This is a genomic window from Mesorhizobium sp. B2-5-4 (assembly GCF_006441095.1).
In the GTDB taxonomy this organism is placed as follows: Bacteria; Pseudomonadota; Alphaproteobacteria; order Rhizobiales; family Rhizobiaceae; genus Mesorhizobium; species Mesorhizobium salmacidum.
Window position 1 is genome coordinate 459,724 of record NZ_VFUR01000001.1, and the last position, 23,744, is coordinate 483,467.

Consider the following 23,744-nt stretch of genomic DNA (forward strand, 5'->3'; position numbering starts at 1 on the left):
TTTCTCCCGGGCAGACACCAAAGTCCGTGTGTGGAATGAGTGGGCATATAGAGGGGAAGCGCGATAAACGCAAGCCGTGTGACGCTTTCCGCTCAGCGTGCGGCAATCAGCGCTCCGGTGCCTATCATGGCACTGCCGGCGAACCTGTTCATCAGTCGCATGCGCCCGGGCGTCCTGAACCAGCCCGAGGCCCGGCCCGCAAGTACCGCATAGACACCCATGGTGAGGATATTGACGCTGATGACGACGGCCACCACCAGCAGGCCATCGACAAACGTCAGCGTGTCGAGATCGAGGACCAGCGGCATGATCGAGGCATGGAACAGGATCGCCTTCGGATTCCCCAGCGCAATGGACGCGCCAACGAAGAAGAACCGCGACAATCTCGCCTGTGCCGTCTGCGGCCCGTTCGGTTGCGTGGCCGAGGCCCGCCACATCCTGATGCCGAGAAAAATCAGGTAGGCGGCGCCTGCATATTTAAGCAGAAGGAATATCCATTCGAATGTCTGGGCCAGGGCTACCAGCCCGAGCAGTGCCAGAGTGACCAGCACGGCATCGCCGGCGGCGACCCCCACGCCGGCCATGAAGGCGCGAAGAAAACCACGCGACACGCCATTGGTGATGACCGTGAACATCGCTGGCCCCGGTGTGGCGGCGGCGAGTGTGACGGCTGCGCAATACGCGAAAAATGCCGTTGGTGTCATGACCGGGCCTTTCCGTTGGGTACCCGCACGCGCCTGAAGATCGCGACGATCTCCTCGCGGCTGCATTCGATGGCGCCGAGCCGCACCGCGCGGTCGCGCTCGAAACCGGTTATGTCATAGTGTGGCGCCGATGTCCTGGGCGGCCCCTGGTAGGACGAGCGCTTCACGCCAAGCCGGGATGCGAACCGATGCAGCTCTTCGGTGTCGTCGGCCATCAAATGGCACCAGCGATGGCCTGCCCACTTCCAGATCGCCGCATCGACATAGACCGCCATCAAGCCCGGCCAGCTCACTTGCGCATCGCTGCTACTTCGATGCGGGACAAGGCTTTGTCTGGTCGAACAGCGACAGGTTGACCAGCTTGCCGGTCATGGAGAAGTCGCCATAGTCCATGACGAGATCACGGGTGATGCCGTTTTCATGCAGCTTGAAGCTGATCCGGTATTCCGGCACTTCCTCGCCCTTCTGGGCACTGTCGTCGAAATAGGCGATGTCGACCGGCCAATATTTGTCGGTGGCAAGCTTCGCCAGTGCCGGCGCTTCCGGATCGGTCTTGTCGGCTTCGGTCTTCTTGCCGACGACAACCGTGGTCGTCATCACCTTGTTGGCGTCCTCCGACCCGTCGAACAGATTGGTTTGATAGAAGTTTTCGCCTTTTTCGGCCTTGCCGATCAACTCGACCAGATGCTGGGTCGGAAACTGGGTGGCCGCGAGTTCAAGACTGTTCTTCTCCGGCTTGTCGATATCGACCTTCAGCCCCTTGGCATTCTTTGTCGCGACGCCCTTGACCTCCTTGTCGAGGTTCTGGTCGACGAAGGACTTCGTTACGAAAGAAAACACCTTGCCTTCCGCGTCCTCGAAGGTGGTGGTCTGCTGGTCGGTCAGCTTCGTGTTGTCGCTGGTCGCGATCTGCGTGACGAAACGGAATTTCACCGTGTAGCCTTCGCAGGCCGAGCCGTTGAACTCGTAGACCATACGGCCGGTGATACCGGTAATGCCGGATCGATCATCCGCCTTTTTGAGGGTGAGATCGTAGACGGCGCGATGCGCCTGCAGCGCCGGTACGGCGAAAGCGGAGCCCACAGGGAACAGCGCCGACAACAGAACGGCGTGGAATGCAAGGCGCGCTGCGCGCATGAGGTACTCCAATCGTCGCGGCTGATGGCAGGGCCGCAGGGAAAGATGGTCCAGCTTAAAAAAAGTCGTGGCGGAAGCGAGGCAAAAATAGCAATTTCGGCCCGGCTAGCGCGGCACCTTCCAGCAATAGGGAAAAGCAATGAGTGAAACAATCGAAAAGCGGCTAAGTGATCTCGGCGTGACGCTTCCTGTTGCCGCCGCGCCTGCCGCCAACTACGTGCCCTATTGCAGGACCGGCAATCTGCTGTTCACGGCGGGACAATTGCCGCTCAAGGACGGCAAGCTGCAGGCGAGCGGTCTGCTCGGCCGCGACATCGACACGGCAAGCGGCAAGGACGCCGCGAAATACTGCGCCATCAACATCCTGGCGCAAGCCAAGGCGGCACTTGGCGACCTCGAGAAGATCCGCCGTCTGGTAAAGATCACCGTCTTCGTGGCGTCGGCCACCGACTTCGTCGAACAGCATCTGGTCGCCAACGGCGCCTCCGATTTCCTGGTTGCCGCGCTTGGCGAAAGCGGCAAGCACGCACGCTCCGCCGTCGGCACCGCCTCCCTGCCGCTTAATGCCGCGGTGGAAATCGAAGCGATCTTTGAAGTCGAATGAGTGAAGGTGCGGACATGACCGACCTCTCCTGGCTGACTGCCCGGCCGGTTGCCCATCGCGGCTTTCACGACATGAACAAGTCGCGCTGGGAAAACACGCTTTCCGCCTTCGCCGCCGCGGCCGAACGCGGCTACGCGATCGAATGCGACGTGCATCTATCGTCGGATGGCGTTCCCATCGTCATCCATGATGACGATCTGCAACGGCTGACAAGTCAGGACGGTTTCGTCTGGCAACGCAGCGCGGCCGAACTTACCGCGCTCAAGGTCGGCGGCACGGCGGATCACGTGCCGACGCTGCAGGAAACGCTCGACCTCGTCGACGGCCGCGTGCCCATGGTCGTCGAGCTGAAAGGAACTCCCGGTCGCGATGGGGGCCTGGTGGCACGCGTCGGCAAGATGCTGAAGCGCTACAAGGGCAAGGCGGCGATCATGTCGTTTGATCACTGGCTGATCCGCGATTTCCCCAGGCACGCGCCCGGCATTCCGGCTGGATTGACCGCCTATGGCAAGGACGCCAAGCTGATCGAAGCACATTTTTCCATGCTGGCGCACGAACTCTCCTTTACCTCCTATGCCGCCGGCGATCTGCCGAACCCGTTTGTCAGCTTCGTGCGCGAAAAGCTCAAAATGCCTGTCATCACCTGGACGGTGCATGACCAGCCGGCGGTCGACCTGACCTTTAGATATGCCGACCAGATGACGTTCGAAGGTTTCGAACCCGACCTGGTCAAAGTCGCCTGAGCAGGGTGCCCGAAACGTGACTTGTAGCGGCCCGAATGGAGCTTAAATAAGCCTCATGGATCAGGGCGACGACTGCGACGGACAATCGGCGAATGCGGGCTATTCGATCCGGATCGCCGCAGGCATAGGCGCCTTTACCTGCGATGAATGGAACGGCTTTGCCGGAACCACGCGCGGCGACGCGGCCGGATATAACCCGCTCGTTTCATTCGCTTTTTTGAGCGCTCTGGAGGATTCGGGCTGCGCCGTGCGGCGCACTGGCTGGCAAGGCCATCACCTGCGGCTGGAAACCGCGCAAGGCAGGCTGCTAGGCGCTATTCCCTGCTATCTCAAGTCGCACAGCCAGGGCGAATATGTGTTCGATCACGGCTGGTCGGATGCCTTCGAGCGCGCCGGCGGCCGTTACTATCCAAAATTGCAAAGTGCCGTGCCGTTCACGCCGGTCACCGGCCCTCGCCTGCTGGTCGGCAAGGGCGAGGATCAGGACGCGGTTAAGGCCGGGCTTGCCGCCGGGCTCAAAATGGTGACCGACAAGCTCGGCATATCCTCGGCGCATGTCACCTTCGCGCAAGAGAGCGACGTCGCGACGCTGGAGGCCGCGGGCTTCCTGCATCGCACCGATCAGCAATTCCATTTCTTCAACGAAGGCTTTTCCACCTATGACGACTTCCTCGCCACGCTTGCCTCGCGCAAGCGCAAGGCGATGAAGAAAGAACGGCGCGAAGCGCTCGCCGATGGCATCACGATCGACTGGCTGACCGGCAAGGACCTGACCGAAAAGGCCTGGGACGACTTCTTCGCCTTCTACATGGACACCGGCAGCCGCAAATGGGGCCGCCCCTACCTGAACCGTCAGTTCTTCTCGCTGATCGGCGAACGCATGGCGGACGACATCCTGCTGGTGATGGCCAGGCGCAACGGGCGCTACATTGCCGGCGCCATCAACTTCATCGGCTCCGACGCGCTCTACGGCCGCAATTGGGGCTGCATCGAGGATCATCCCTACCTGCATTTCGAGGTCTGCTATCACCAGGCCATCGACTTCGCCATCGAACGCAAGTTGAAGGTGGTCGAAGCAGGCGCGCAAGGCGAGCACAAGCTGGCGCGCGGCTACCGGCCGGTGACCATGCATTCGGCGCATTACATTGCCCACCCCGGCCTGCGCAAAGCGGTCGCCGATTATCTCGGGCGCGAGCGGCGCGAGGTGGCGCGGATGGGCGAATATCTGGAAGAACATACCCCGTTCCGCAAAGATCTCGAGGAATAGCAGGCTTTTTCGACACGCCTGCCGACGCTGTTTACCCCGCGGCAGGACCCCGCTAGGCCATGCCTCGGGCATGGGCGCGCAAGTCTACGCCATTGAAGCCCTAAACTGCAGATTGTCGCACGATGTTGCTGCCCCGCGGGTCCTCGATTGCGCCTTCCTGTCGACGCTGATCTTACTGGCCGGCGGGCTTCCGCTCGACAGGGTGTCCGCGACACGGGCCGCCTTGTTGAACGACTGCGCCGCACCTTATTTCGACAGCGCGTCGTCGCGCAAAAGACGCTTCCATCGCGCGCTCGTAGAAGCCACCATGGTCGATCTCGGCTGATCGCCCCGCAGCTTCGTCTTGCCGCTCGGAGGTGGCTTCGCTACACCGGACGTCAAGGCAAACTCCGGAGCGTTCGCCATGACTGAGACCGCCTACGACACCGACAACATCTTCGCAAAGATCCTGCGCGGCGAAATACCCTCGCACCGCATCTATGAGGACGAAGCGGTCGTGGCCTTCATGGATGTGATGCCGCAGGGGCCGGGGCATACACTGGTGATGCCGAAGGTGCCGTCGCGCAACCTGCTCGACGCCGATCCGTCAACGTTCGGCCCGCTTTTCACGGTGGTCCAGAAAGTGGCGCGGGCCGTCCGCAAAGCATTTGACGCCGACGGCGTCACCGTCATGCAGTTCAATGAACCTGCTTCGGGGCAGACCGTCTATCATCTTCACGTGCATGTCATCCCGCGCTTCGACAGCATCCCGCTGAAGCCGCATACGGGCGCGATGGAGAATCCGGAAGTGCTGGCGCGGAACGCAGACAAGATCCGCGCCGCGCTGGGAAGCTGATTCCGCGCATCATTTCGCGGAGAGAACCGGCCGCTCGCGTGAGCCGTTCGATCGCGCTCGGGCGGGGGCGTTGCATCAGTCCTTAGGCAGAAGCCTCCCCAAGGGCCCGGGCGATGCTCGACTTCCTGAACGCGCCACGACGTCGTCCCAATGAAAAAAGCCCCGTTTCCGGGGCTCTCTTCAACTTTTGTCAGGCTCAGTTCTTTCTGGGCAGTTGCGGCACGAGGCTGCGCTTGCCGCCGTCCTTGCCCTTGGGCTCGGGCTTCTGCGCCACGACCTTCTTTGCCGCAGGCTTCCTGGCCACGGCCTTGGATGGCTTCGGCGCGTCTTCCGGCTCTTCCTTCTTCGGCTTCACCGGCGCCTCGTCGGCGAGCGATTCGAGCTTGAGGCCGGTCTCGCCGGTTTCCTTCTTCTCGACGGTGACGCGCACCGTGCCGCCCTTCTTGAGCTTGCCGAACAGCACCTCGTCGGCCAGCGGCTTCTTGATGTGCTCCTGGATGACGCGGCCGAGCGGACGCGCGCCCATGCGTTCGTCATAGCCCTTGTCGGCGAGCCAGGCGATCGCGTCCGGCGACAGGTCGAAGGTGACGCCACGCTCGGAAAGCTGGGCTTCCAGCTGCATGACGAACTTCTGCACCACCTGATGGATGACCGGCACCGGCAGCGAGCCGAACGGAATGATCGCATCGAGACGGTTGCGGAATTCCGGCGTGAACAGCCGGTTGATCGCTTCGACATCGTCGCCTTCGCGCTTGGTCGAACCGAAACCGATCGCCGCGCGCTGCGCATCGGATGCGCCCGCATTGGTGGTCATGATCAGGATGACATTGCGGAAGTCGATCTGCTTGCCGTTGTGGTCGGTCAGCTTGCCGTGGTCCATCACCTGCAACAGGATGTTGAACAGGTCCGGATGCGCCTTTTCGACCTCGTCGAGCAGCAGCACGCAGTGCGGATGCTGGTCGACACCGTCGGTCAAAAGGCCGCCCTGGTCGAAGCCGACATAGCCGGGAGGCGCGCCGATCAGCCGCGAGACGGTGTGGCGTTCCATATATTCCGACATGTCGAAACGGATCAGTTCGACACCGAGCGAGGCGGCCAACTGCTTGGCGACTTCGGTCTTACCGACGCCGGTCGGACCTGAGAACAGGTAGGAGCCGATCGGCTTCTCCGGTTCGCGCAGGCCGGCACGCGCCAGCTTGATCGCCGAGGTCAGCGCGGTGATGGCGGTGTCCTGGCCGTAGACGACGCGCTTGAGCTCGATGTCCAGGCCCTGCAGCACCTTCTCGTCATCGGCCGAAACCGTTTTCGGCGGGATGCGTGCCATGGTGGCGATCGTCGCTTCGATCTCCTTGATACCGATCGTCTTCTTGCGCTTGGCCTCCGGCACCAGCATCTGCGAGGCGCCGGTCTCGTCGATCACGTCAATCGCCTTGTCCGGCAGCTTGCGGTCGTTGATGTAGCGCGCCGACAGCTCCACCGAGGCCTTGATCGCCTCGTTGGTGAACTTCACCTTGTGGAATTCCTCATAATAGGGCTTCAGGCCCTTCATGATCTCGATGGCGTCCTCGATGGTCGGCTCGTTGACGTCGATCTTCTGGAAGCGCCGCACCAGCGCGCGGTCCTTCTCGAAGAACTGGCGGAACTCCTTGTAGGTGGTCGAACCGATGCAGCGGATCGCACCCGATGACAGAGCCGGCTTCAACAGGTTCGACGCATCCATGGCGCCGCCTGACGTAGCACCCGCACCGATCACCGTGTGGATCTCGTCGATGAACAGCACGGCGCCCGGATAGTCCTCGAGCTCCTTGACGACCTGCTTCAGCCGTTCCTCGAAGTCACCGCGATAGCGCGTGCCGGCCAAAAGCGTGCCCATGTCGAGCGCGAAGATGGTGGCATTGTGCAGGACTTCCGGCACGTCGCCCTCGACGATGCGCTTGGCCAGGCCTTCGGCGATCGCCGTCTTGCCGACGCCGGGATCACCGACATAGAGCGGGTTGTTCTTGGAGCGACGGCACAGCACCTGGATGGTGCGGTTGATCTCGCTCTCGCGGCCGATCAGCGGATCGATCTTGCCGGCCTTGGCCTTGTTGTTGAGGTTGACGCAATAGGCGGTTAGCGCGTCCTGCTGCTGCTTCTTCTTGCCGCCTTCCTCCTGGGGCTCGGCACCGTTCTGGCCGCCCTGCTCGTCATCGGCGCCGCGCGGGGTGCGGCTCTCGGACGCGCCCGGACGCTTGGCGATGCCATGCGAGATGTAGTTGACCGCGTCGTAGCGGGTCATCTGCTGTTCCTGCAGGAAATAAGCGGCATGGCTTTCGCGCTCGGCGAAGATGGCGACGAGCACGTTGGCACCCGACACTTCCTCGCGGCCAGATGACTGCACATGGATCACCGCGCGCTGGATGACGCGCTGGAAACCGGCGGTCGGTTTGGAATCCTCATCGTAGCCGGTGACCAGATTGTCGAGCTCGGTGTCGATGTAGGTCAGAACGGTATGCTTCAGTTCGTCAAGATCGACGTTGCAGGCGCGCATGACGGCGGCCGCCTCCGTGTCGTCGATGAGCGCGAGCAGCAGGTGTTCAAGGGTTGCATATTCATGGTGCCGCTCGTTGGCGAGCGTCAGCGCTTGATGAAGCGCCTTTTCCAGGCCTTGGGAGAAAGCCGGCATGTTACCTCACTTCTTCTCCATCACGCATTGCAGCGGATGCTGATTCTGTCGGGCGAAATCCATGACCTGAGACACTTTGGTCTCGGCCACCTCGAATGTATAGACCCCGCACTCGCCCACTCCATGATTGTGAACATGAAGCATGATGCGTGTGGCAGCTTCGCGGTCCTTCTGGAAAAAACGCTCCAGCACGTGAACCACGAACTCCATCGGAGTGTAGTCGTCGTTGAGGATGAGGACCCGGTAAAGGCTGGGCTTCTTGGTCTTGGTTTTGGTGCGCGTGATGACGGCCGTCCCGCGGCCGGCCTCATTGCCGTCGCCGCCGCCGTTTTGCATCCGCGCCACTCGTCTCGTGGCAGTCAAACCGATCGTCACGTATTCCTGCCTCTTCGAATCCTCATGCGAGTTTCACATGTAGGTGTTCGATGGACGATTTTAAGCCCTTCTGGTTAGCTGACAATATGGCTAGGTGACCAACTTGGCGGAATTTCGCGATCGTGAAGCGTTGACATGAAAAAACCCGGCCGCGTTTCCACGACCGGGTTTTGTCCCGCGCCCAAAGGGCCGGATCTGGAATTCTCGGCGAAAATTATTTCGCCTTGGCAACGATCGATTCGAACGGCTTGTAGGCTTCCTTGGCGAGTTCGGCATAGAGGTCGCCAATCTTGGTGGCCTCGGCAACGAACGCCTCGTAGGACTGCTTGGCATAGTCGGATTGAATCTCGATCGCCTTGTCCAGCGACTTGGCCGACAACAGCTTCTCGACCGCGGCGCTGCCGGCTTCGAGGCTCTTCTTGGTGTATTCGCCGGCCTCGGTGGCGATCGCCTGCGCGCCCTTGGACAAAGAGGCGAAGCTCTTCAATCCGGTGTCAGTGAACTCCTTGCCGTATTTGCTGAAGTCCTCGTAGGTCTGGGTCATTTCGTACTCTCCCTGGACGGTTGACGCGCCCTGCCCCGAGCGCCGTTGTGCAATGCATATATATATTGTGCGGCGCACAAAAGTCAAGAATTCGGAGGCTCGCGGCCGCGCTGGCGGCGGCAATGGCTAAAATTCAAATAAAGGAAGGCTCAAACCGCCAGAAAATGGTGAACGCGGCGGTTACCATAAACGGATTGGTAACGCTGCCCCGCTAGCTTGGCTGGAAGTGAGGCAGGATCCCTTTGCCGCCTCCAACGCAACGAGAAATTCAAAGGAACTACCAGTGCGTCAGGCGTTGTCGGGCATCGTTTCCAAATCCGCGTCCCCTCTCAAAACGATCATGATCCTCGCCATGGCGATGACATTCGTCGTCGCAGGTGCCGCCTCGTCGTTCGCGGCAAAATCGGCAGCCATCGTCGTCGACGCCAAGACCGGCAAAGTGCTCTACTCGGCCAATGCCGATGGCCGGCGCTATCCCGCCTCGCTGACCAAGATGATGACGCTCTATCTGACCTTCGAAGCGATGGCGAAGGGCAAGATCAGCAGAGACACGCCAGTCGTGTTTTCAGCCCATGCATCCGCCGAGGCGCCGACCAAACTCGGCGTGAAGCCGGGCGGATCGGTCGCGGTCGAGACCGCGATCCTGTCGATAGTCACGAAGTCGGCCAACGACTCGGCGACCGCGCTCGGCGAGATGCTCGGCGGCAATGAAACCAATTTCGCCCGCATGATGACGGCCAAGGCGCGGCAGCTCGGCATGAACGGCACCGTCTTCCGCAACGCCAACGGCCTGCCCGACCCGGGGCAGTTCACCACCGCGCGCGACATGGCCACGCTCGGCATCGCACTCAGGGAACATTTTCCCCAGTACTATGGCTATTTCGCGCAGCGCTCCTTTCTCTACGGTCGCCAGCGCATCAACGGGCACAACCGCCTGCTCGGACGCATCAAGGGCGTCGACGGCATCAAGACCGGCTACACCCGCGCCTCCGGCTTCAATCTCGTCTCATCCGTATCTGACGGCAACCGCCGCCTTGTCGCCGTCGTCATGGGCGGCACCTCGGGCGGCAGCCGCGACAACCAGATGGCTGGTCTGATCAACGCCTATTTGCCGAGGGCATCGACCCGCGGTGGCGGCGATCTGGTCGCCAAGGCGGACAGCAATCCCATCAGCGCACTTGCGAAGGTTCTCCTGCCCAAGCATGACGCGCCGACTCCGGACGAAAAGCCGGTGGCCGTGGCGGAAGCCGATACGGCCGTCGCGAATGACGCGACCGTTGCCCAGGGCGACAGCGAGGACGAGGATACAGCCGAGGCAGAGACCCCCAAGCTGGTTGTCCCGGCAAAGAAGGTGAAGACGGTCATCGTCTCCGCTCCCAAGGTCGCCACCGCACAGGTCGTGGCTGCCTATGCAGAGCCCGCCCCGGCCGTTGATCCGGTCAACACCGCGTCGGTCCCGTCAGGCTGGGCCATCCAGGTCGCTTCCTCGCCGAAGCAGTCCGAAGCCCAGGCTTTCCTCGACAACACAACCAAGCAGGCTCCCAAGGTGCTGGCCGACGCTTCCGGCTTCACCGTCGCTTTCGACAAGGACGGCGTCACCTACTACCGCGCGCGTTTCGGCGGCTTTGGGTCGAAGGATGCCGCGTGGAAGGCTTGCACCGCTTTGAAGAAGAAGAAAATCGAGTGCTACGCCGTCCAGCAATAGGACCGCGTGGAAGGTATCTCCCGGAAAAATTTTGCGTCGAAGGAGACTAGTTGTGATTGGAGAGCAAGACGTCCTTGGCTTCGTTAATCCGCGCCGCCAGGAAAGACGTGCCGCCGATATCGGGGTGCAGGCGCTGCATCAGGCGGCGGTGCGCCTTGCGGACATCCGCCGCGGCGGCCCCCGCTTCAAGACCAAGGACCTTGTAGGCCTCCTCCTTAGTCATGGCGCCCGGACTTGGCGCAACACCCAGCCCTTCGCCACCGTTCGTCTCAGCGTGTTTGCGCCAGACGGGAAATCTGCCGTCAAGATACGTCTCTAGCAACTGCCGGCTCTCCGGATCGCCGGAGAGCTCGCGGTAGAGATGCTGCAATTCCGCAAGGGTCATCGAGCCGAGCATCTTGCCATCGTGGCGGCCGGCCAGAACCAGCCCTTCAAGGCCGCCCGTATTGTGATCGAGTTCCATCTCGAGTGCCGCTGTCCGCACGGTTGAGCGTTTTCCAGCAACCGGCCTGGCATTTGGCCGGCCTGTACGCGTGGCGCCGTACCAGGCGATTGCCACGAACAGGATGATGCCGCCGATGGCTTGATGCCCTACCAGGAGCACGGCGCCGCCGACCAGCGCCAGCAGGATCGGCCCCAAGGTTCTCATCCCGCTTGCGAGTTGCGCCGGATCCGCGCGGAGAAAGGCCGTGGCTACCCCCAGGAGCACCAGCAACAACGCGACCACAACGATAATTGCGCCTAACATTTCCCATCGCCCCGCAGGTATCCTGTCCGCCTGGACAGCCGCGTGATGTCCTTCAACACTTTTTCTGCGCCAGAATCATGGCCTTTACCCGGGCTGGAAGAGGACCATCGTGCGAACTGGTTCCGCAACGCCGCGGCCTGTGTCGACTTCGACGGTTCTTCATCGCGCATGGATTTGAAGATGTGGCGTTGTCCCGTCGCTTGCAAGTCCAGCACGAGGCAAGATTGAGGGCCAGAAAAAGTCTAAAGCACGTCGCGTCGAAACGGACCTATGCGACGCGCTTCAGAGGCTTTGTCTTTATGCATGTCGTTCTCCCAAAACCGAGGTCACTTTTGGGCGACATGCGTTAGAGCAAGCCGAGTTCGGCCAGCTCGCGCCTGAGTTTCGGCGGCATCTCGACCAATCCCGCCTTGCCCTTGCCGAGATCGACCGGAGCGTCCGCTGGCTTCAGGTAACGCCAGCCCTGGAAGGCGCGGCGCGGCTGCCAGTCGGTACGCACCACCTCGGGATCGAGCATCAAATGGCAGCGGCCGATGCCGTCGTCATCGATGAACGGCCGTATCTCCGTGATCAATTGGCGGCATTGCACGCTGCCCTTGATCACCCAGTAGAGCGAGCCGCCATCGGTGACCTCGGCGCCACGTGTCGGCATCATGCGGGTGGTGTGCCAGTGTTCGGCTGGTTCACCGGCACGGCGGCGCTCGTCAAGACGGAAGGCGATCCACTCTTCGAGATCCTCGACACTGTCGCAGCCGACGCAAAGCTTTAGGAGATTGAGAGCCATTCGCTAAGGTTAGTTCGGGGCGCCGAGACGTCAACGGCCTGACGGACTTCTCCACAGTGCCGGTTTGGGCCAGCCCTCAACACTCCACGACATTGACCGCAAGCCCGCCAAGGCTGGTTTCCTTGTACTTTTCGTTCATATCGAGGCCGGTCTGGCGCATGGTCTCGATCGCGGCATCGAGCGGCACGAAATGCACGCCGTCGCCTTTGATGGCCAGTGACGCGGCCGTCACCGCCTTGACGGCACCCAGAGCGTTGCGCTCTATACATGGCACCTGGACCAGCCCGCCGACCGGGTCGCAGGTCATGCCGAGATGATGTTCGAGCGCGATCTCGGCGGCATTCTCGACCTGTTCGGGCGTGCCGCCCATGACGGCGCACAGCCCGGCGGCCGCCATCGCCGATGCTGAGCCAACCTCGCCCTGGCAGCCGACTTCGGCGCCGGAGATCGACGCATTGGACTTGATGATGCCGCCGACAGCCGCTGCCGTCAGCAGGAAGTCGCGGATGCTCGGCTGGTCGGCCTCGGGATGGAAATGCAGCCAGTAGCGCAGCACCGCCGGCAGCGTGCCGGCCGCGCCGTTGGTCGGCGCGGTGACGACACGCCCGCCGGCGGCATTCTCCTCGTTGACGGCCATCGCATAGATCGAAAGCCAGTCATTGGCGAGCAGCGGGTTCGGCCGGTTCTGCTGCCACTGCTCCTGCAGCTTGTCATGCAGCTGTCTGGCGCGCCGCCGCACCTTCAGCCCACCCGGCATGATGCCGTCCTGCGACAGGCCGCGGTCGATGCAGCCCTTCATCGCATCCCAGATAGCGTCGAGACCGGTGTCGAGCGCCTCGCGCGACATCTGCGTTTCCTCGTTGGTGCGCTTCATGTCGGCAATGGAAAGGCCGCTCTTGGCCGCCATCTTCAGCATCTCGACCGCGTTCTTGAAGGGATACGGCACCTTCTTGCCCTCGGTCGTGACCGAGCCTTTTGCCTTCATCCGCTGCAGCTCTTCTTCCGAAACCACGAAGCCACCGCCGATCGAATAGTAGATGCGCTTGAGCAGCACCCGGCCGCCGGCGTCGTAGGCGTAGAACGCCATGCCGTTGGCATGACCGGTGAGCGGTGTCTTGCGGTCGAGCACCAGATCGGTGGTCGGGTCGAAATGGTAGGATGGGTGGCCGGGCGGTGAAATCAGCTTGTCGGCGGTGATGCGGCTGATGATGCCGTCAGCCTGGTCGGGGTCGACCGTTTGCGGCGTCTGGCCGGCAAGGCCGAGAATGACGGCACGGTCGCTGCCATGGCCGATGCCGGTATAGGCGAGCGAGCCATGCAGGCTGGCGCCGATGCGGTCGACCTTGGCGCCGGCGGGGCGCGGCCAGTCGTCGCCCGCGACCTCGTCGAGAAACCGGCGCGCAGCCGTCATAGGCCCCATGGTGTGCGAGCTCGAGGGGCCGATGCCGATCTTGAACAGGTCGAAAACCGAAAGGAACACGCTGTCTCCTGGATCATGTCGAGGACTACATATAGGAATTCCCGAGATGTTTCCGCTCTTTTGACAATCGCGGCGCAGCACCTGCCGACCTTGTTTGCTCCGGCAGCGACATTGATTGCCCGACGCTGCATGCGGCGATCAAAGCGATCAAGATGTGATAAATTCCCCCTATGGGCGATTCCTCCTATCTTTCGACGGCCGATCTCGCGGCGCTGGGCTTTTTCCTCCTCGCATGGGTGCTGCACACGCTTGCGTCCGATGGTAAGCTGGTTAGCCGCATCTCGCTGACGACTGCAATGAATGCCCAACGCGAGGCCTGGATGCGCACCATGGCCGAGCGTGAGATCCGCATCGTCGACACCGCCATCATGAGCGGCCTGCAGCAGGGAACCGCCTTCTTCGCCTCCAGTTCACTGATCGCGCTCGGCGGCTGTTTCGCCCTGCTTGGCGCGTCCGACCGGGTGCTTGAGGTGCTGAGCACTCTGCCCTTGGGCGGCGCGCCGTCGCGCTCGGCCTTTCAGATCAAGGTGCTGGGACTGGTGCTGATCCTGGCCTTTGCCTTCTTCAAATTCGGCTGGGCCTACAGGCTGTTCAATTACTGCTCGATCCTGATTGGCGCCGTGCCGATCCCACATGGCGAAGCCTCGCGCAATCACGTCACGCAAACGGCTGTGTGGCGCGCGACGCAAATGAATGTGCTGGCCGGCAAGCATTTCAATTCGGGCTTGCGCGGCGTGTTCTTCTCGATCGGCTATCTCGGCTGGTTCGTGGATCCGGTGGTGTTCGTGCTGTCGACGCTTCTGCTGCTGGCCGTCCTGATACGGCGCCAGTTCTTCTCGGCGGCGCGGCGCGCCGTGATCGGTCAGCCGCCCGGCGCCGGAAACGGCTGATCGATACGCCCGGAAAGCCAATAGGCGAAAAGTCCGATCCACTCGCGGACGGCCATGGTCGTGTTCTGCACTGAATCGGCCGCATTGTCGCGAAACAGCCCGATGCCTTCCCGACCGGAGGTGCGATAGTCGACCGGCCAGGGAACGGTTGAAAAACCGGCCTTGTCGAACAGCGCCTTGGCGCGTGGCATGTGAAAGGCTGATGTCACCAGTAGCCATGTCTCGCCCGGTTTGGGTTTGACCAGTTCGTGGCTGAAGACCGCATTCTCGTAGGTGTTGCGGGATTTGTCTTCGAGGATCAGCCGATCGGCCGGGACACCCAGCGCCTCGAGCAGGCGCGGAGCGGTGTCGGCATCACCTTCGCCGTCGAAGAACAGTGAGCCGTTTCCACCGGAGACGACCACCTTTGCCTGCGGGAAACGCCGGGCGAGGATTGCGGTCTCGACCATGCGATCGCCGCTGCTGTTCAATTCATAGCCGCCACGCGCGAGGTTGATGGCGCCCTCGAAGCCGCCGCCGAGCACGACGATGCCGTCTACCTTCGCCGGCAAAGGCGGCTTGGGAAAGCGTTCCTCCAACGGATTGAGCATCATGGCGCCAAATGATGTCCAGGCCGACAGCGCAAGGATCAGGAACGCCAGCACGCTGCCGGTGACGGCAAGTCGCCGCCGGCCGATCATCCCGGCGATCAGCCCCGCCAAAAGCAGGAAGATCGTCAGGTTGAGCGGCTGGATGAAGAACCAGAAGATCTTGGAAAGATAGTAGAACATCGCTCAACCCTTACGGCATCAAGGGCTCTGTAATGCTTTGGTTTTGCGCATGATTCTCTCCGAAAATCGATCGCGATTTTCGGGATCATGCGCCAGGCGAGCGGTACCCTTACCACCACTTCTCCGGCTGGAATGAGCCGGCCGCCTGCTCGATGACGGCGGCGGTCTGGAACAATGTCTCTTCCTCGAACGGCCTGCCGATCAGTTGCAGGCCGAGCGGCAATCCCTTGGGATCGAGGCCGGCAGGCACGGCAATGCCCGGCAGACCGGCCATGTTCACGGTGACCGTGAAAATGTCGTTGAGATACATCTTGACCGGATCGGCGGCCATGTCCTCGTCGGCTATGCCAAAGGCGGCGGACGGTGTAGCCGGCGTCAGGATGACATCGACGCCGGCGGCGAAGACGTTTTCGAAGTCGCGCTTGATCAGATTGCGCACCTTCTGAGCCTGCAGATAGTAGGCGTCGTAGTAGCCGGCCGACAGCACATAGGTACCGATCATGATGCGGCGCTTGACCTCGCGGCCGAAGCCGGCGGCGCGGGTCTTCTCGTACATCTCGACGATGTCCTTGCCCGGCACGCGCAAGCCGTAGCGGACGCCGTCATAGCGGGCGAGGTTGGAAGAAGCCTCGGCCGGCGCGACGATGTAATAGGCAGGCAGCGCATACTTGGTGTGCGGCAGGGAGATGTCGACGATCTCGGCACCGGCATCCCTGAGCCAGGCAATACCCTTCTGCCACAGCGCCTCGATCTCCTCCGGCATGCCGTCGACGCGGTATTCCTTGGGAATGCCGACCTTCATGCCCTTGATCGGCTTGCCGATCGCAGCCTCATAGTCCGGCACCGGCCGGTCGACGGACGTGGTGTCCTTCGGATCGGCCGAGGCCATCGACTTGAGCAGGATCGCGGCATCGCGCACGTCGCGAGCGATCGGCCCGGCCTGGTCGAGCGACGAGGCAAAGGCGACGATGCCCCAGCGCGAGCAGCGGCCATAGGTCGGCTTGATGCCGACCGTGCCGGTGAAGGCGGCCGGCTGGCGTATCGAACCGCCAGTGTCGGTCGCCGTCGCACCGGCACACAGGAAGGCTGACACAGCGGTCGCCGAGCCGCCGGAAGAGCCGCCCGGCACCAGCTGTGCATTGTCGAGGCTGCGCTGGGTTTTCGTGCCACCGGCCGAAACGAAGCCGCCGTCACCCTGATGTGTCGTCGGCATCACCACCGTATCGAGGCGCGAACGCCGCCACGGGTTGATGACCGGGCCATAGTAGGAGGTCTCGTTGGACGAGCCCATGGCGAATTCGTCCATGTTGAGCTTGCCAAGCATGACCGCGCCGTCGGCCCACAGATTGGATGTGACAGTCGATTCATAGCGCGGCTTGAAGCCGTCGAGCACGTGGCTGCAAGCCTGGGTATGGACGCCTTCGGTGCCGAACAGGTCCTTGATCCCGAGCGGAATGCCCTCCAGCGCACCGCCCTCGCCCTTGAGCAGCCTGGCGTCCGACGTCTTGGCCATGTCGCGCGCCTTGTCGCCGGTCACCGCGACATAGGCATTGAGCGTCGGATTGGCGCGATCGATCGCCAAGAGATAGGCCTCGGTGATCTCGGTCGCGGTGATCTCCTTGGCGCGCAGCTTGGCGCGGGCCTGTGAAATCGTCAGATGGGTCAGGTCGCTCATCAAAGGCTCTTTTCGTAAAATACCGACCACTCGGAATCGGGATAATCCAGCACCGGGCCGCAACGCGAGAAACCGGCACGTTCATAGACGGTCCAGGCGGCGGGATGGCGATCACCGGTCTCCAGCACCAGCCGCTTAAGCCCTTCATCGCGCGCCAAGGCTTCAACGCGTTCCACAATCCTGGCACCGATCCGCCGACCGCGATGCGACGGCCTGATATACATGCGTTTGACCTCGCCAATGGCGCCGCCATGGCGCTTCAGCGCTCCACAACCAATGGCGGTGCCGTTGTCGCGGGCGATGAACACGGTCGTGTCATGGCCCGCCATCTGCTCGACCGTCAGATGGTAGCAATGCTCCGGCGGCGTCAATTCGAGCAAGGTTTCGTTGAGTTGCCTGACCAGGTCGCGCACGTCATTCTGCAGCGGCGTCTCGATGGCGATCTCGATTGCCATCGACGCCTTACTCCACGACCTTCGGCACGAGGAAGAAATTCTCGTCGGTCGCCGGTGCATTGGCGACAATGTCGGCCGCGTTGTTGCCGTCGGTGACGACATCCCCGCGCTTCTTCATCTCCATCGGGGTCACCGAGGTCATTGGTTCGACGCCGGAAACATCGACCTCGTTCAGTTGTTCGACGAAGCCCAGTATGGCGTTCAACTCGCCGGTCATGCGCTCGGCATCTTCCTCGCTCACTGCGATGCGGGCGAGATGCGCAACGCGCTTCACTGTCTTGACATCAACGGACATGTATTCGCCTCGGGAAAAACCAGTCCGCGCTATAGCGGCGCGGCGCGCGGCGCGCAACATGCGCCGGCCGACAATCGGGCAAAGAGCTTCATGGCAGCTCAACGCCTTCGCATAGATAATAGCTGCCGCTGTTACCGCTCGCCTCGCTCTCATCGTCGATGGGCCGGACCGAGACGAGATCGAGCTGCGTCGGGCTGATCCGCGTCACCGACAGGACATCGGGAAAGACATAGCCCGGTTCCTGGCAGATGGCCGTCACCGCCCAGCTCGGCGAGCGCGTCGCCTTGCTGACCTGCACGAACTCGCAATTGTATTCCACGCCTTGCAGGCCATTCTTCGAAAGCACGGTGTTGCCGGCATCGACAAGCGTCTGCAGCGTGTCCTTTTTAGCCTGCACGCAAAGTTCCTCGGACTGGAGATAGACGCCTTCGATGAAATCATCCGCGGCGAGCGCGGGCGACGCCGCGACAAACATCGACATGCAAAGAGATCGCCCCAACGCCATGGATTTGTTCCGCTTTGGTTGTTTCTAGATGGTAATCGTTTCCCCGATGTTCGGCAATGCGACCTTAACGCCGGAACCTTCCATGCCGGCTTCGAACTTCTCAGGCGTCGGATCGATCATCGGAAACGTGCCGAAATGGCAAGGGATAACCGTGTCGAACTTGAAGAAGCGGCGGCAGGCAAGGGCTGCCACCGCGCCGCCCATGGTGAAGCGGTCGCCGATCGGAACAATACCGATCTTCGGCTCGTGCAGTTCGTTGATCAGCGTCATGTCGGAAAAGATGTCAGTATCGCCCATGTGGTAGAGCGTCTTGTCTTCCGGGAAATGCAGAACCAGCCCGCCCGGATTGCCGAGATAGACGTTGTTGCCGCCCTCTTCGCCAAACGAGGAAGAGTGCAGCGCCTGGACGAAGGTGGTGGTGAAGCCGCCGCAATCGACCGTGCCGCCGATATTGCCGGGATTGATCTCCTTGTCGCTGACGCCCTTGCCGACCAGGTACATGCAGATCTCGAAATTGGCGACCAGTTGCGCGCCGCTCTTGCCGAGCACTTCCAGCGCGCCGCTGATGTGGTCGCTATGCCCGTGTGTCAAAAGAACATGCGTGATCCCTTCGGCCGGCCCTTCCCAATCGCCCGTCCAGGACGGGTTGCCGATCAGATAAGGGTCGATCAGGATTTTCGCGGCACCCGTTTCGATGCGGAAGGCCGAGTGGCCGTACCAGGTCAGTTTCATGAATGCATTTCCTCGATTTTTGCCGAGCCAGACGATAGAACGCCGATAGCCCAGATATCAAAGGGTATAGTGTCCGCCGCGCATCCGAAAAGACGCGTGGCGCCGAAAAGACGAGGAAAACCGTTGGCTGTCATCACGATTGAGCAATTGCCGACACGGCTCGCCCATGGCAAGACCCTGGCGGGGCTCGATCTCGGCGACAAGACGATCGGCGTCGCTGTTTCCGACCGGGGTTTCTCCTTCGCTCATCCCCGCCCGGTCATCCTCAGAAAGAAATTCTCACTCGATGCCGCCGCCCTTTTGGCGTTGCTGGAGAAGGAGAATGTCGGTGCGGTGGCGATCGGACTGCCGATCAACATGGACGGGTCGGAAGGCCCACGCGCACAGAAATCGCGCGCCTTCGTGCGCAACATGGCGCAGCTGAGTGATCTGCCCTTCGTGTTCTGGGATGAGCGGCTATCGACGGTCGCGGCCGAACGGACGCTGATCGAAATGGACTTCTCGCGCGCCAAACGTGCCGGCAAGATCGATTCGGCGGCAGCTGCCTTTATTCTGCAGGGAGTTTTGGACCGGCTTCAGTCGCTCGATGCAGCCGATCGAAGGGAACCTGAACCACCGACCTCTGCCTGATCCAGCCGATGATCTCACTGCGGCGGCGAAACGCCCACAGCGCCATAAGCAGAAAACCGTCGAAGATGCAGGTCTTGGCCACCATACCGGGGATGATCGCTGGATCGATACCGAGTATCTGACCATAGAGCTGGAAGAAGAAGTCGTGCATCTGCCGGCTGAGCATGACGTAGCCGAAATTCATGTCGTTGGCCGACAGATAGAACCAGCCCCAGAACAGCGCCATCGGGCCCGCCCACAACGCGAAGATGTAGCGCATCAGCGACCTCCCTTGCCGTTCGAGCCGGTCCGGCCCGATATCAGGGAGAGCAGCGAATTATGCGCCGCGGCCTTCGCCATGCTGTGCGCCGTGGCGTGGAATTCGTCCTCATCCAACGCAGCTACGGAACGCCGTTCGGCGAGCATCGCGACATAGGAAGCCAGAAGTGCGGCCAGTTGCACGGCCACCACCATGAACAGACCGTTGATGCCTTGGGCCGCGCCGCCGATCAGGATCATCGACATCACGCCGGAAGCCGAAATAAAGGCGATGCGAATGACGCTGTCGGCGCCCGGGCTGGACGCGTCGTTGATCAGCGTATCGACAAAGGCCCAGAAGAACAGCACCGCCACGACCAGCAACGCGGTCGCCAGCGGAGCGACCACGACGATATTCTCCAGATTGATCAATCGGGCGCTCTCGACGGCCACCCCGAGTACGCCAAGAGCCGCCGCCACACCTCGATTTCCATCGATACAAATCAGCGCGAGCAGGCCGAAAACGATCGCCCAGTGCACGGACAGAAAGGAGGTCAATACGTGTCGCATCGTGATTCCTGCTTCGACAGGAATGACAGTGGGCTTTGCGATGCGCTGCCGCAATGGAAACCATTTGTTAAGGTTAACGGCGGCTGGGCCGGTGAAGATTCCGGCAACGCCCTCGGATGATGAATGGCATCGCCGTCAATTCACCGTCGGATAGAGCGTATCGATGATCATGCGCGCATCGTGACGAGAATCGAGCATACCGTAGGTATTGCGCCACTGGCCCGCGAGCCGCGTCTCGACGAAAGCGTCGGCGATCCGCCCTGCCCCCAGCCGGCGCAACTCGGCCGCCGCCGCCGACAGCGCAAGCTGTTCCGTCAGCAGCCGGGCCGAGCCCTCGTCGGTCGAAGCGACCTGCATGGCCGCCTTCAGAACACCGACCGTGCCGCGTCCGCCGGCACCCAGGTCGCGGTCGATGCCGCCCAGCACCTCTTCGAAAAGGCCCGGGGCGCGGCCAAGCACGCGCAGCACATCGAGCGCCATGACATTGCCCGATCCTTCCCAGATCGCGTTGACAGGTGCTTCGCGGTAATAGCGCGCGAGCGGAGCTTCCTCGACATAGCCATTGCCGCCAAGGCACTCCATCGCCTCATAAAGCAGCGGCGGCGCGATCTTGCAGACCCAGTATTTGACGACCGGCGTCATGGCGCGGGCGAACGCCGCCTCGCCGCGATCGCTCGCCGCCTCGTCGAAGGAACGCGCCAGCCGGAACGAGAGCGCGGTCGCCGCGGCGACATCGAGCGCCATGTCGGCCAGCACCCGCTGCATAAGCGGTTGCTCGATCAGGTTGGTCCCGAACACCTGGCGATGACGAGCATGATGGATCGCTTCGGCCAGCCCCGCTCGCATGATCGCCGAAGACGCCACCGCGCAGTCGAGCCGGGTCAGCGTCACCATGTCCATGATCGTCTTGACGCCGGCGCCGGGCTCGCCGACCATCTCGCCGATGGCGTTGACGAACTCGACCTCGGAAGACGCGTTGGAGCGGTTGCCGAGCTTGTCCTTCAGCCGCTGGAAGCGAAAGCCATTGCCCGACCCGTCGCCGAGCACGCGCGGCACCAGGAAGCATGACAGCCCCTCCGGCGCTTGCGCCAGCACTAGGAAGGCATCCGACATCGGCGCCGACATGAACCATTTGTGTCCCGTCAGGCGGTAGAACCCACTTCCGACGCGTTCCGCCCTGGTCACATTGGCCCGCACATCCGTGCCGCCCTGTTTCTCGGTCATGCCCATGCCGAGCGTCAGCCCGGTCTTCTCGACCGGCGGCTTTTGGCTCTGGTCGTATTTGCGCGTCGTTACGCGCGGCGCCCATTCGCGAAACAGTTTTGGACTGGCCATCAGCGCCGCCAGCGAGGCGCTGGTCATGGTGATGGGGCAGAGGTGTCCGGTCTCGAGCTCGGCGGTCAGGTAGAAACGGGCGGCCCGCACCTGATGGCGGCGGCCAATCTCGGCGTCGCCATTTTCCCAGACTGAAGAGTGCAGGCCGTTGGCCACCGAACGGCGCATCAAGGCGTGGTAGGCGGGATGGAATTCGACCAGGTCGATGCGCCGTCCCTGGCGATCGTGGGTCCTGAGTTTCGGTGTCTCGACATTGGCGAGGCGCGCCAGTTCCTGGGCTTCTTGCGTGAGCACGAAACGGCCAAGCCCATCGAGATCCTTGCGCACCGGATCCGAAAAGCGCTCGGCAAGCTGGATCAGCAACGGATCGCCTCGCCAGGCGTTGCCGCCCGTCAACGGCGGCGGCTGGTTCGTCACGTCGTCGGTCACGCCCAATCCTTCTAGAAAGGCCCTATCGTCGGAAAGCCTCGAATCCGAGGCCATCGGCTAGATATAGCCCAAGCGTTGCCGCGCGCGCGACGAAAATACCGGGGAGAACGGCGTCAATCCAAAGCGGGTGCTTGCGGGCGCGAAATCCGCACCCTATAGCAGCCCCTTGAGATGACCGACGCTTCGTCCCTGCCATTCTATCCTCACCGCCATCTTCTGGGCATCAGCGATCTTTCGCCCGCCGACATCGAGTTGTTGCTCGACAGGGCGGATCGGGCGGTCGCGATCTCGCGGCAGTCCGAGAAAAAGACCTCGACGCTGCGCGGCCGCACCCAGATCAATCTCTTCTACGAAGCCTCGACCCGCACGCAGTCGTCCTTCGAACTGGCCGGAAAACGGCTCGGCGCCGACGTCATGAACATGTCGGTGGCGAGCTCTTCCGTGAAAAAGGGCGAAACGCTCATCGACACCGCGATGACACTGAACGCCATGCGGCCCGATATATTGATCATCCGCCATCAGTCGGCCGGCGCGGCGGCCCTTCTGGCGCAGAAGGTCGGCTGCTCGGTGGTCAATGCCGGTGATGGCGCGCATGAACACCCGACACAGGCGCTGCTCGACGCGCTCACCATCCGCCGCGCCAAGGGTCCGCTGTCGAAGCTGATCGTGGCGATCTGCGGCGACATCCTGCATTCGCGCGTGGCGCGCTCCAACATCATGCTGCTCAACGCACTCGGCGCACAGGTCCGCGTGGTGGCGCCCTCGACGCTGTTGCCCTCGGGCATCGAAAGGATGGGCGTCATCGCCTGCCGCTCGATGGCGGAAGGCCTCAAGGACGCGGATGTGGTGATGATGTTGCGCTTGCAGCGCGAGCGCATGGAGGGCGCCTTCGTGCCGTCGGTGCGCGAATATTTCCGTTATTTCGGCCTGGATGCCGAGAAGCTGAAGGCGGCCAAGGACGACGCGCTGGTCATGCATCCCGGCCCGATGAACCGAGGTGTCGAGATCGCCTCCGAAATCGCCGACGGCCCGCAAAGCGTCATCCAGGAGCAGGTGGAAATGGGTGTCGCCGTGCGCATGGCGGTGATGGAAGCGCTGCTCGATCCCCGTCGTAATCAAGAGGGCCGCAATCAAGGGGGCCGCGGCGCATGAGCATCACGGTCTTTGAACGTGCCCGCATCCTCGACCCTTCGCGCGGCATCGACGAAGTCGGCTCGGTCATAATCGATGGCAAGAAAATCGTTGCCGCTGGCAAGGCAGCGCTGAACCAGGGCGTCCCCGACGGCGCCAGGGCAATCGACTGCGCCGGCAAGGCGATCATGCCAGGTTTGATCGATGGCCGCGTCTTCATCGGAGAGCCGGGCGGCGAGCATCGCGAAACCATCGCTTCGGCGAGTGTCGCCGCGGCCGCGGGCGGGGTGACGTCGATCGTCATGATGCCCGATACCGACCCGGTGATCGACAATGTGGCGCTGGTCGAATTCGTGCTGCGCACCGCCAAGGATACGGCCGTCGTCAACATCTTTCCGGCCGCCGCCATCACCAAGGGCCTCCACGGGCGCGAAATGACGGAGTTCGGCCTGCTACGCGAGGCGGGTGCGGTCGCCTTCACCGATGGGCGGCATACGAT

Annotated in this window: 27 protein-coding genes and 1 pseudogene; 10 read left to right on the forward strand and 18 right to left on the reverse strand. The window is 62.3% G+C overall.

Going from position 1 to position 23,744, the window contains the following annotated elements; translation table 11 throughout:
- Nucleotides 1–92: 92 nt before the first annotated feature.
- The 3 genes from FJ492_RS02355 to FJ492_RS02365 are packed head-to-tail and all read right to left on the reverse strand — an operon-like array spanning nt 93 to nt 1,841.
- Entirely contained in the window at nt 93–704 is a 612-nt protein-coding gene (locus tag FJ492_RS02355; protein WP_140750257.1) for a LysE family translocator, read from the reverse strand.
- Nucleotides 701–979: a DUF4031 domain-containing protein gene (locus FJ492_RS02360; RefSeq protein WP_027142608.1), complete on the reverse strand. Its 279-nt coding sequence runs from the start codon at nt 977–979 to the stop codon at nt 701–703. Before FJ492_RS02360 ends, FJ492_RS02355 begins: the two co-directional genes overlap by 4 nt.
- A gap of 31 nt (nt 980–1,010) precedes the next feature.
- Entirely contained in the window at nt 1,011–1,841 is an 831-nt protein-coding gene (locus tag FJ492_RS02365) for a cell envelope integrity EipB family protein (protein WP_140768271.1), read from the reverse strand.
- A gap of 139 nt (nt 1,842–1,980) precedes the next feature.
- Here FJ492_RS02365 and FJ492_RS02370 point away from each other — a divergent pair, with 139 nt between their 5' ends.
- The 5 genes from FJ492_RS02370 (at nt 1,981) to FJ492_RS02390 (ending at nt 5,290) form a co-directional block, all read left to right on the forward strand.
- Entirely contained in the window at nt 1,981–2,445 is a 465-nt protein-coding gene (locus tag FJ492_RS02370) for a RidA family protein (RefSeq protein WP_140768273.1), read from the forward strand.
- A 14-nt stretch (nt 2,446–2,459) separates the two neighbouring features.
- The gene (locus FJ492_RS02375) at nt 2,460–3,188 is read left to right on the forward strand and encodes a glycerophosphodiester phosphodiesterase (protein WP_140768275.1); all 729 of its coding nucleotides are present in this window, start codon (nt 2,460–2,462) and stop codon (nt 3,186–3,188) included.
- 55 nt (nt 3,189–3,243) lie between these two features.
- A complete protein-coding gene (locus FJ492_RS02380; RefSeq protein WP_140750253.1) occupies nt 3,244–4,455 on the forward strand; it encodes a GNAT family N-acetyltransferase in 1,212 nt (403 codons plus the stop codon).
- A gap of 70 nt (nt 4,456–4,525) precedes the next feature.
- Nucleotides 4,526–4,780, forward strand: coding sequence for a hypothetical protein (locus tag FJ492_RS02385; RefSeq protein ID WP_140768277.1), 255 nt, complete (start codon nt 4,526–4,528; stop codon nt 4,778–4,780).
- A 78-nt stretch (nt 4,781–4,858) separates the two neighbouring features.
- Nucleotides 4,859–5,290 (forward strand): HIT family protein, encoded by a 432-nt coding sequence (locus FJ492_RS02390; protein WP_140505492.1) that lies wholly within the window; start codon nt 4,859–4,861, stop codon nt 5,288–5,290.
- Between the two features lie 196 nt (nt 5,291–5,486).
- Here FJ492_RS02390 and clpA read toward each other — a convergent pair whose 3' ends face one another.
- The 3 genes from clpA to FJ492_RS02405 form a co-directional block, all read right to left on the reverse strand.
- Nucleotides 5,487–7,955 carry an ATP-dependent Clp protease ATP-binding subunit ClpA gene (clpA, locus tag FJ492_RS02395; RefSeq protein WP_140768279.1) on the reverse strand — a complete coding sequence of 823 codons (2,469 nt, stop codon included), beginning with the start codon at nt 7,953–7,955 and terminating at the stop codon, nt 5,487–5,489.
- Nucleotides 7,956–7,961: 6 nt separating this feature from the next.
- On the reverse strand, nt 7,962–8,291 hold the full coding sequence (gene clpS / locus FJ492_RS02400; RefSeq protein WP_010909565.1) for an ATP-dependent Clp protease adapter ClpS: 330 nt from the start codon (nt 8,289–8,291) through the stop codon (nt 7,962–7,964).
- A gap of 253 nt (nt 8,292–8,544) precedes the next feature.
- On the reverse strand, nt 8,545–8,874 hold the full coding sequence (locus FJ492_RS02405) for a phasin family protein (RefSeq protein WP_140768281.1): 330 nt from the start codon (nt 8,872–8,874) through the stop codon (nt 8,545–8,547).
- Between the two features lie 283 nt (nt 8,875–9,157).
- On the opposite strand from FJ492_RS02405, the gene FJ492_RS02410 reads away from it, so the two are divergent.
- Nucleotides 9,158–10,579, forward strand: a complete 1,422-nt coding sequence (locus tag FJ492_RS02410; RefSeq protein WP_140768283.1) for a D-alanyl-D-alanine carboxypeptidase family protein — start codon at nt 9,158–9,160, stop codon at nt 10,577–10,579.
- Between the two features lie 46 nt (nt 10,580–10,625).
- Here FJ492_RS02410 and FJ492_RS02415 read toward each other — a convergent pair whose 3' ends face one another.
- The 3 genes from FJ492_RS02415 to FJ492_RS02425 form a co-directional block, all read right to left on the reverse strand.
- Entirely contained in the window at nt 10,626–11,327 is a 702-nt protein-coding gene (locus tag FJ492_RS02415; RefSeq protein WP_140711686.1) for a DnaJ domain-containing protein, read from the reverse strand.
- A gap of 346 nt (nt 11,328–11,673) precedes the next feature.
- Nucleotides 11,674–12,111 (reverse strand): DUF1489 family protein, encoded by a 438-nt coding sequence (locus FJ492_RS02420; RefSeq protein ID WP_140768285.1) that lies wholly within the window; start codon nt 12,109–12,111, stop codon nt 11,674–11,676.
- A 76-nt stretch (nt 12,112–12,187) separates the two neighbouring features.
- On the reverse strand, nt 12,188–13,591 hold the full coding sequence (locus tag FJ492_RS02425) for an L-serine ammonia-lyase (protein WP_140750245.1): 1,404 nt from the start codon (nt 13,589–13,591) through the stop codon (nt 12,188–12,190).
- Between the two features lie 170 nt (nt 13,592–13,761).
- Between FJ492_RS02425 and FJ492_RS02430 the strand changes: the two genes are divergently transcribed.
- Entirely contained in the window at nt 13,762–14,481 is a 720-nt protein-coding gene (locus tag FJ492_RS02430) for a DUF599 domain-containing protein (protein WP_140711688.1), read from the forward strand.
- On the opposite strand, the gene FJ492_RS02435 is transcribed toward FJ492_RS02430, so the two are convergent.
- From FJ492_RS02435 to FJ492_RS02460, 6 genes are all read right to left on the reverse strand, one after another.
- Nucleotides 14,454–15,251, reverse strand: a complete 798-nt coding sequence (locus tag FJ492_RS02435) for a YdcF family protein (RefSeq protein ID WP_140711690.1) — start codon at nt 15,249–15,251, stop codon at nt 14,454–14,456. The genes FJ492_RS02430 and FJ492_RS02435 overlap by 28 nt on opposite strands.
- 109 nt (nt 15,252–15,360) lie before the next feature.
- On the reverse strand, nt 15,361–16,926 hold the full coding sequence (locus tag FJ492_RS02440; protein WP_140505505.1) for an amidase family protein: 1,566 nt from the start codon (nt 16,924–16,926) through the stop codon (nt 15,361–15,363).
- Entirely contained in the window at nt 16,926–17,381 is a 456-nt protein-coding gene (locus FJ492_RS02445) for a GNAT family N-acetyltransferase (RefSeq protein ID WP_140505507.1), read from the reverse strand. The genes FJ492_RS02440 and FJ492_RS02445 overlap by 1 nt, the downstream gene beginning before the upstream one ends.
- 7 nt (nt 17,382–17,388) lie before the next feature.
- A complete protein-coding gene (gene gatC, locus FJ492_RS02450) occupies nt 17,389–17,676 on the reverse strand; it encodes an Asp-tRNA(Asn)/Glu-tRNA(Gln) amidotransferase subunit GatC (protein WP_140505509.1) in 288 nt (95 codons plus the stop codon).
- 88 nt (nt 17,677–17,764) lie between these two features.
- On the reverse strand, nt 17,765–18,157 hold the full coding sequence (locus tag FJ492_RS02455) for a hypothetical protein (RefSeq protein WP_246673770.1): 393 nt from the start codon (nt 18,155–18,157) through the stop codon (nt 17,765–17,767).
- A 48-nt stretch (nt 18,158–18,205) separates the two neighbouring features.
- Nucleotides 18,206–18,913, reverse strand: coding sequence for a metal-dependent hydrolase (locus tag FJ492_RS02460; RefSeq protein ID WP_140768287.1), 708 nt, complete (start codon nt 18,911–18,913; stop codon nt 18,206–18,208).
- A gap of 123 nt (nt 18,914–19,036) precedes the next feature.
- Between FJ492_RS02460 and ruvX the strand changes: the two genes are divergently transcribed.
- Entirely contained in the window at nt 19,037–19,543 is a 507-nt protein-coding gene (gene ruvX, locus FJ492_RS02465) for a Holliday junction resolvase RuvX (RefSeq protein ID WP_140768289.1), read from the forward strand.
- Here the strand turns inward: ruvX and FJ492_RS02470 are convergent.
- From FJ492_RS02470 to FJ492_RS02480, 3 genes are all read right to left on the reverse strand, one after another.
- Nucleotides 19,461–19,802 (reverse strand): DUF6105 family protein, encoded by a 342-nt coding sequence (locus FJ492_RS02470; protein ID WP_027142588.1) that lies wholly within the window; start codon nt 19,800–19,802, stop codon nt 19,461–19,463. The two genes, ruvX and FJ492_RS02470, sit on opposite strands and share 83 nt — an antisense overlap.
- Nucleotides 19,802–20,350 carry a hypothetical protein gene (locus FJ492_RS02475; RefSeq protein ID WP_140711883.1) on the reverse strand — a complete coding sequence of 183 codons (549 nt, stop codon included), beginning with the start codon at nt 20,348–20,350 and terminating at the stop codon, nt 19,802–19,804. The genes FJ492_RS02470 and FJ492_RS02475 overlap by 1 nt, the downstream gene beginning before the upstream one ends.
- A 135-nt stretch (nt 20,351–20,485) precedes the next feature.
- A complete protein-coding gene (locus tag FJ492_RS02480; RefSeq protein ID WP_140768292.1) occupies nt 20,486–22,114 on the reverse strand; it encodes a DNA alkylation response protein in 1,629 nt (542 codons plus the stop codon).
- Between the two features lie 171 nt (nt 22,115–22,285).
- Here FJ492_RS02480 and FJ492_RS02485 point away from each other — a divergent pair, with 171 nt between their 5' ends.
- Together FJ492_RS02485 and FJ492_RS02490 are read left to right on the forward strand one after the other, a co-directional pair.
- Entirely contained in the window at nt 22,286–23,266 is a 981-nt protein-coding gene (locus tag FJ492_RS02485) for an aspartate carbamoyltransferase catalytic subunit (protein WP_140768294.1), read from the forward strand.
- A pseudogene (locus FJ492_RS02490) lies at nt 23,263–23,744 on the forward strand (dihydroorotase); the annotation flags it as partial. The gene FJ492_RS02485 and the pseudogene FJ492_RS02490, both read left to right, overlap by 4 nt.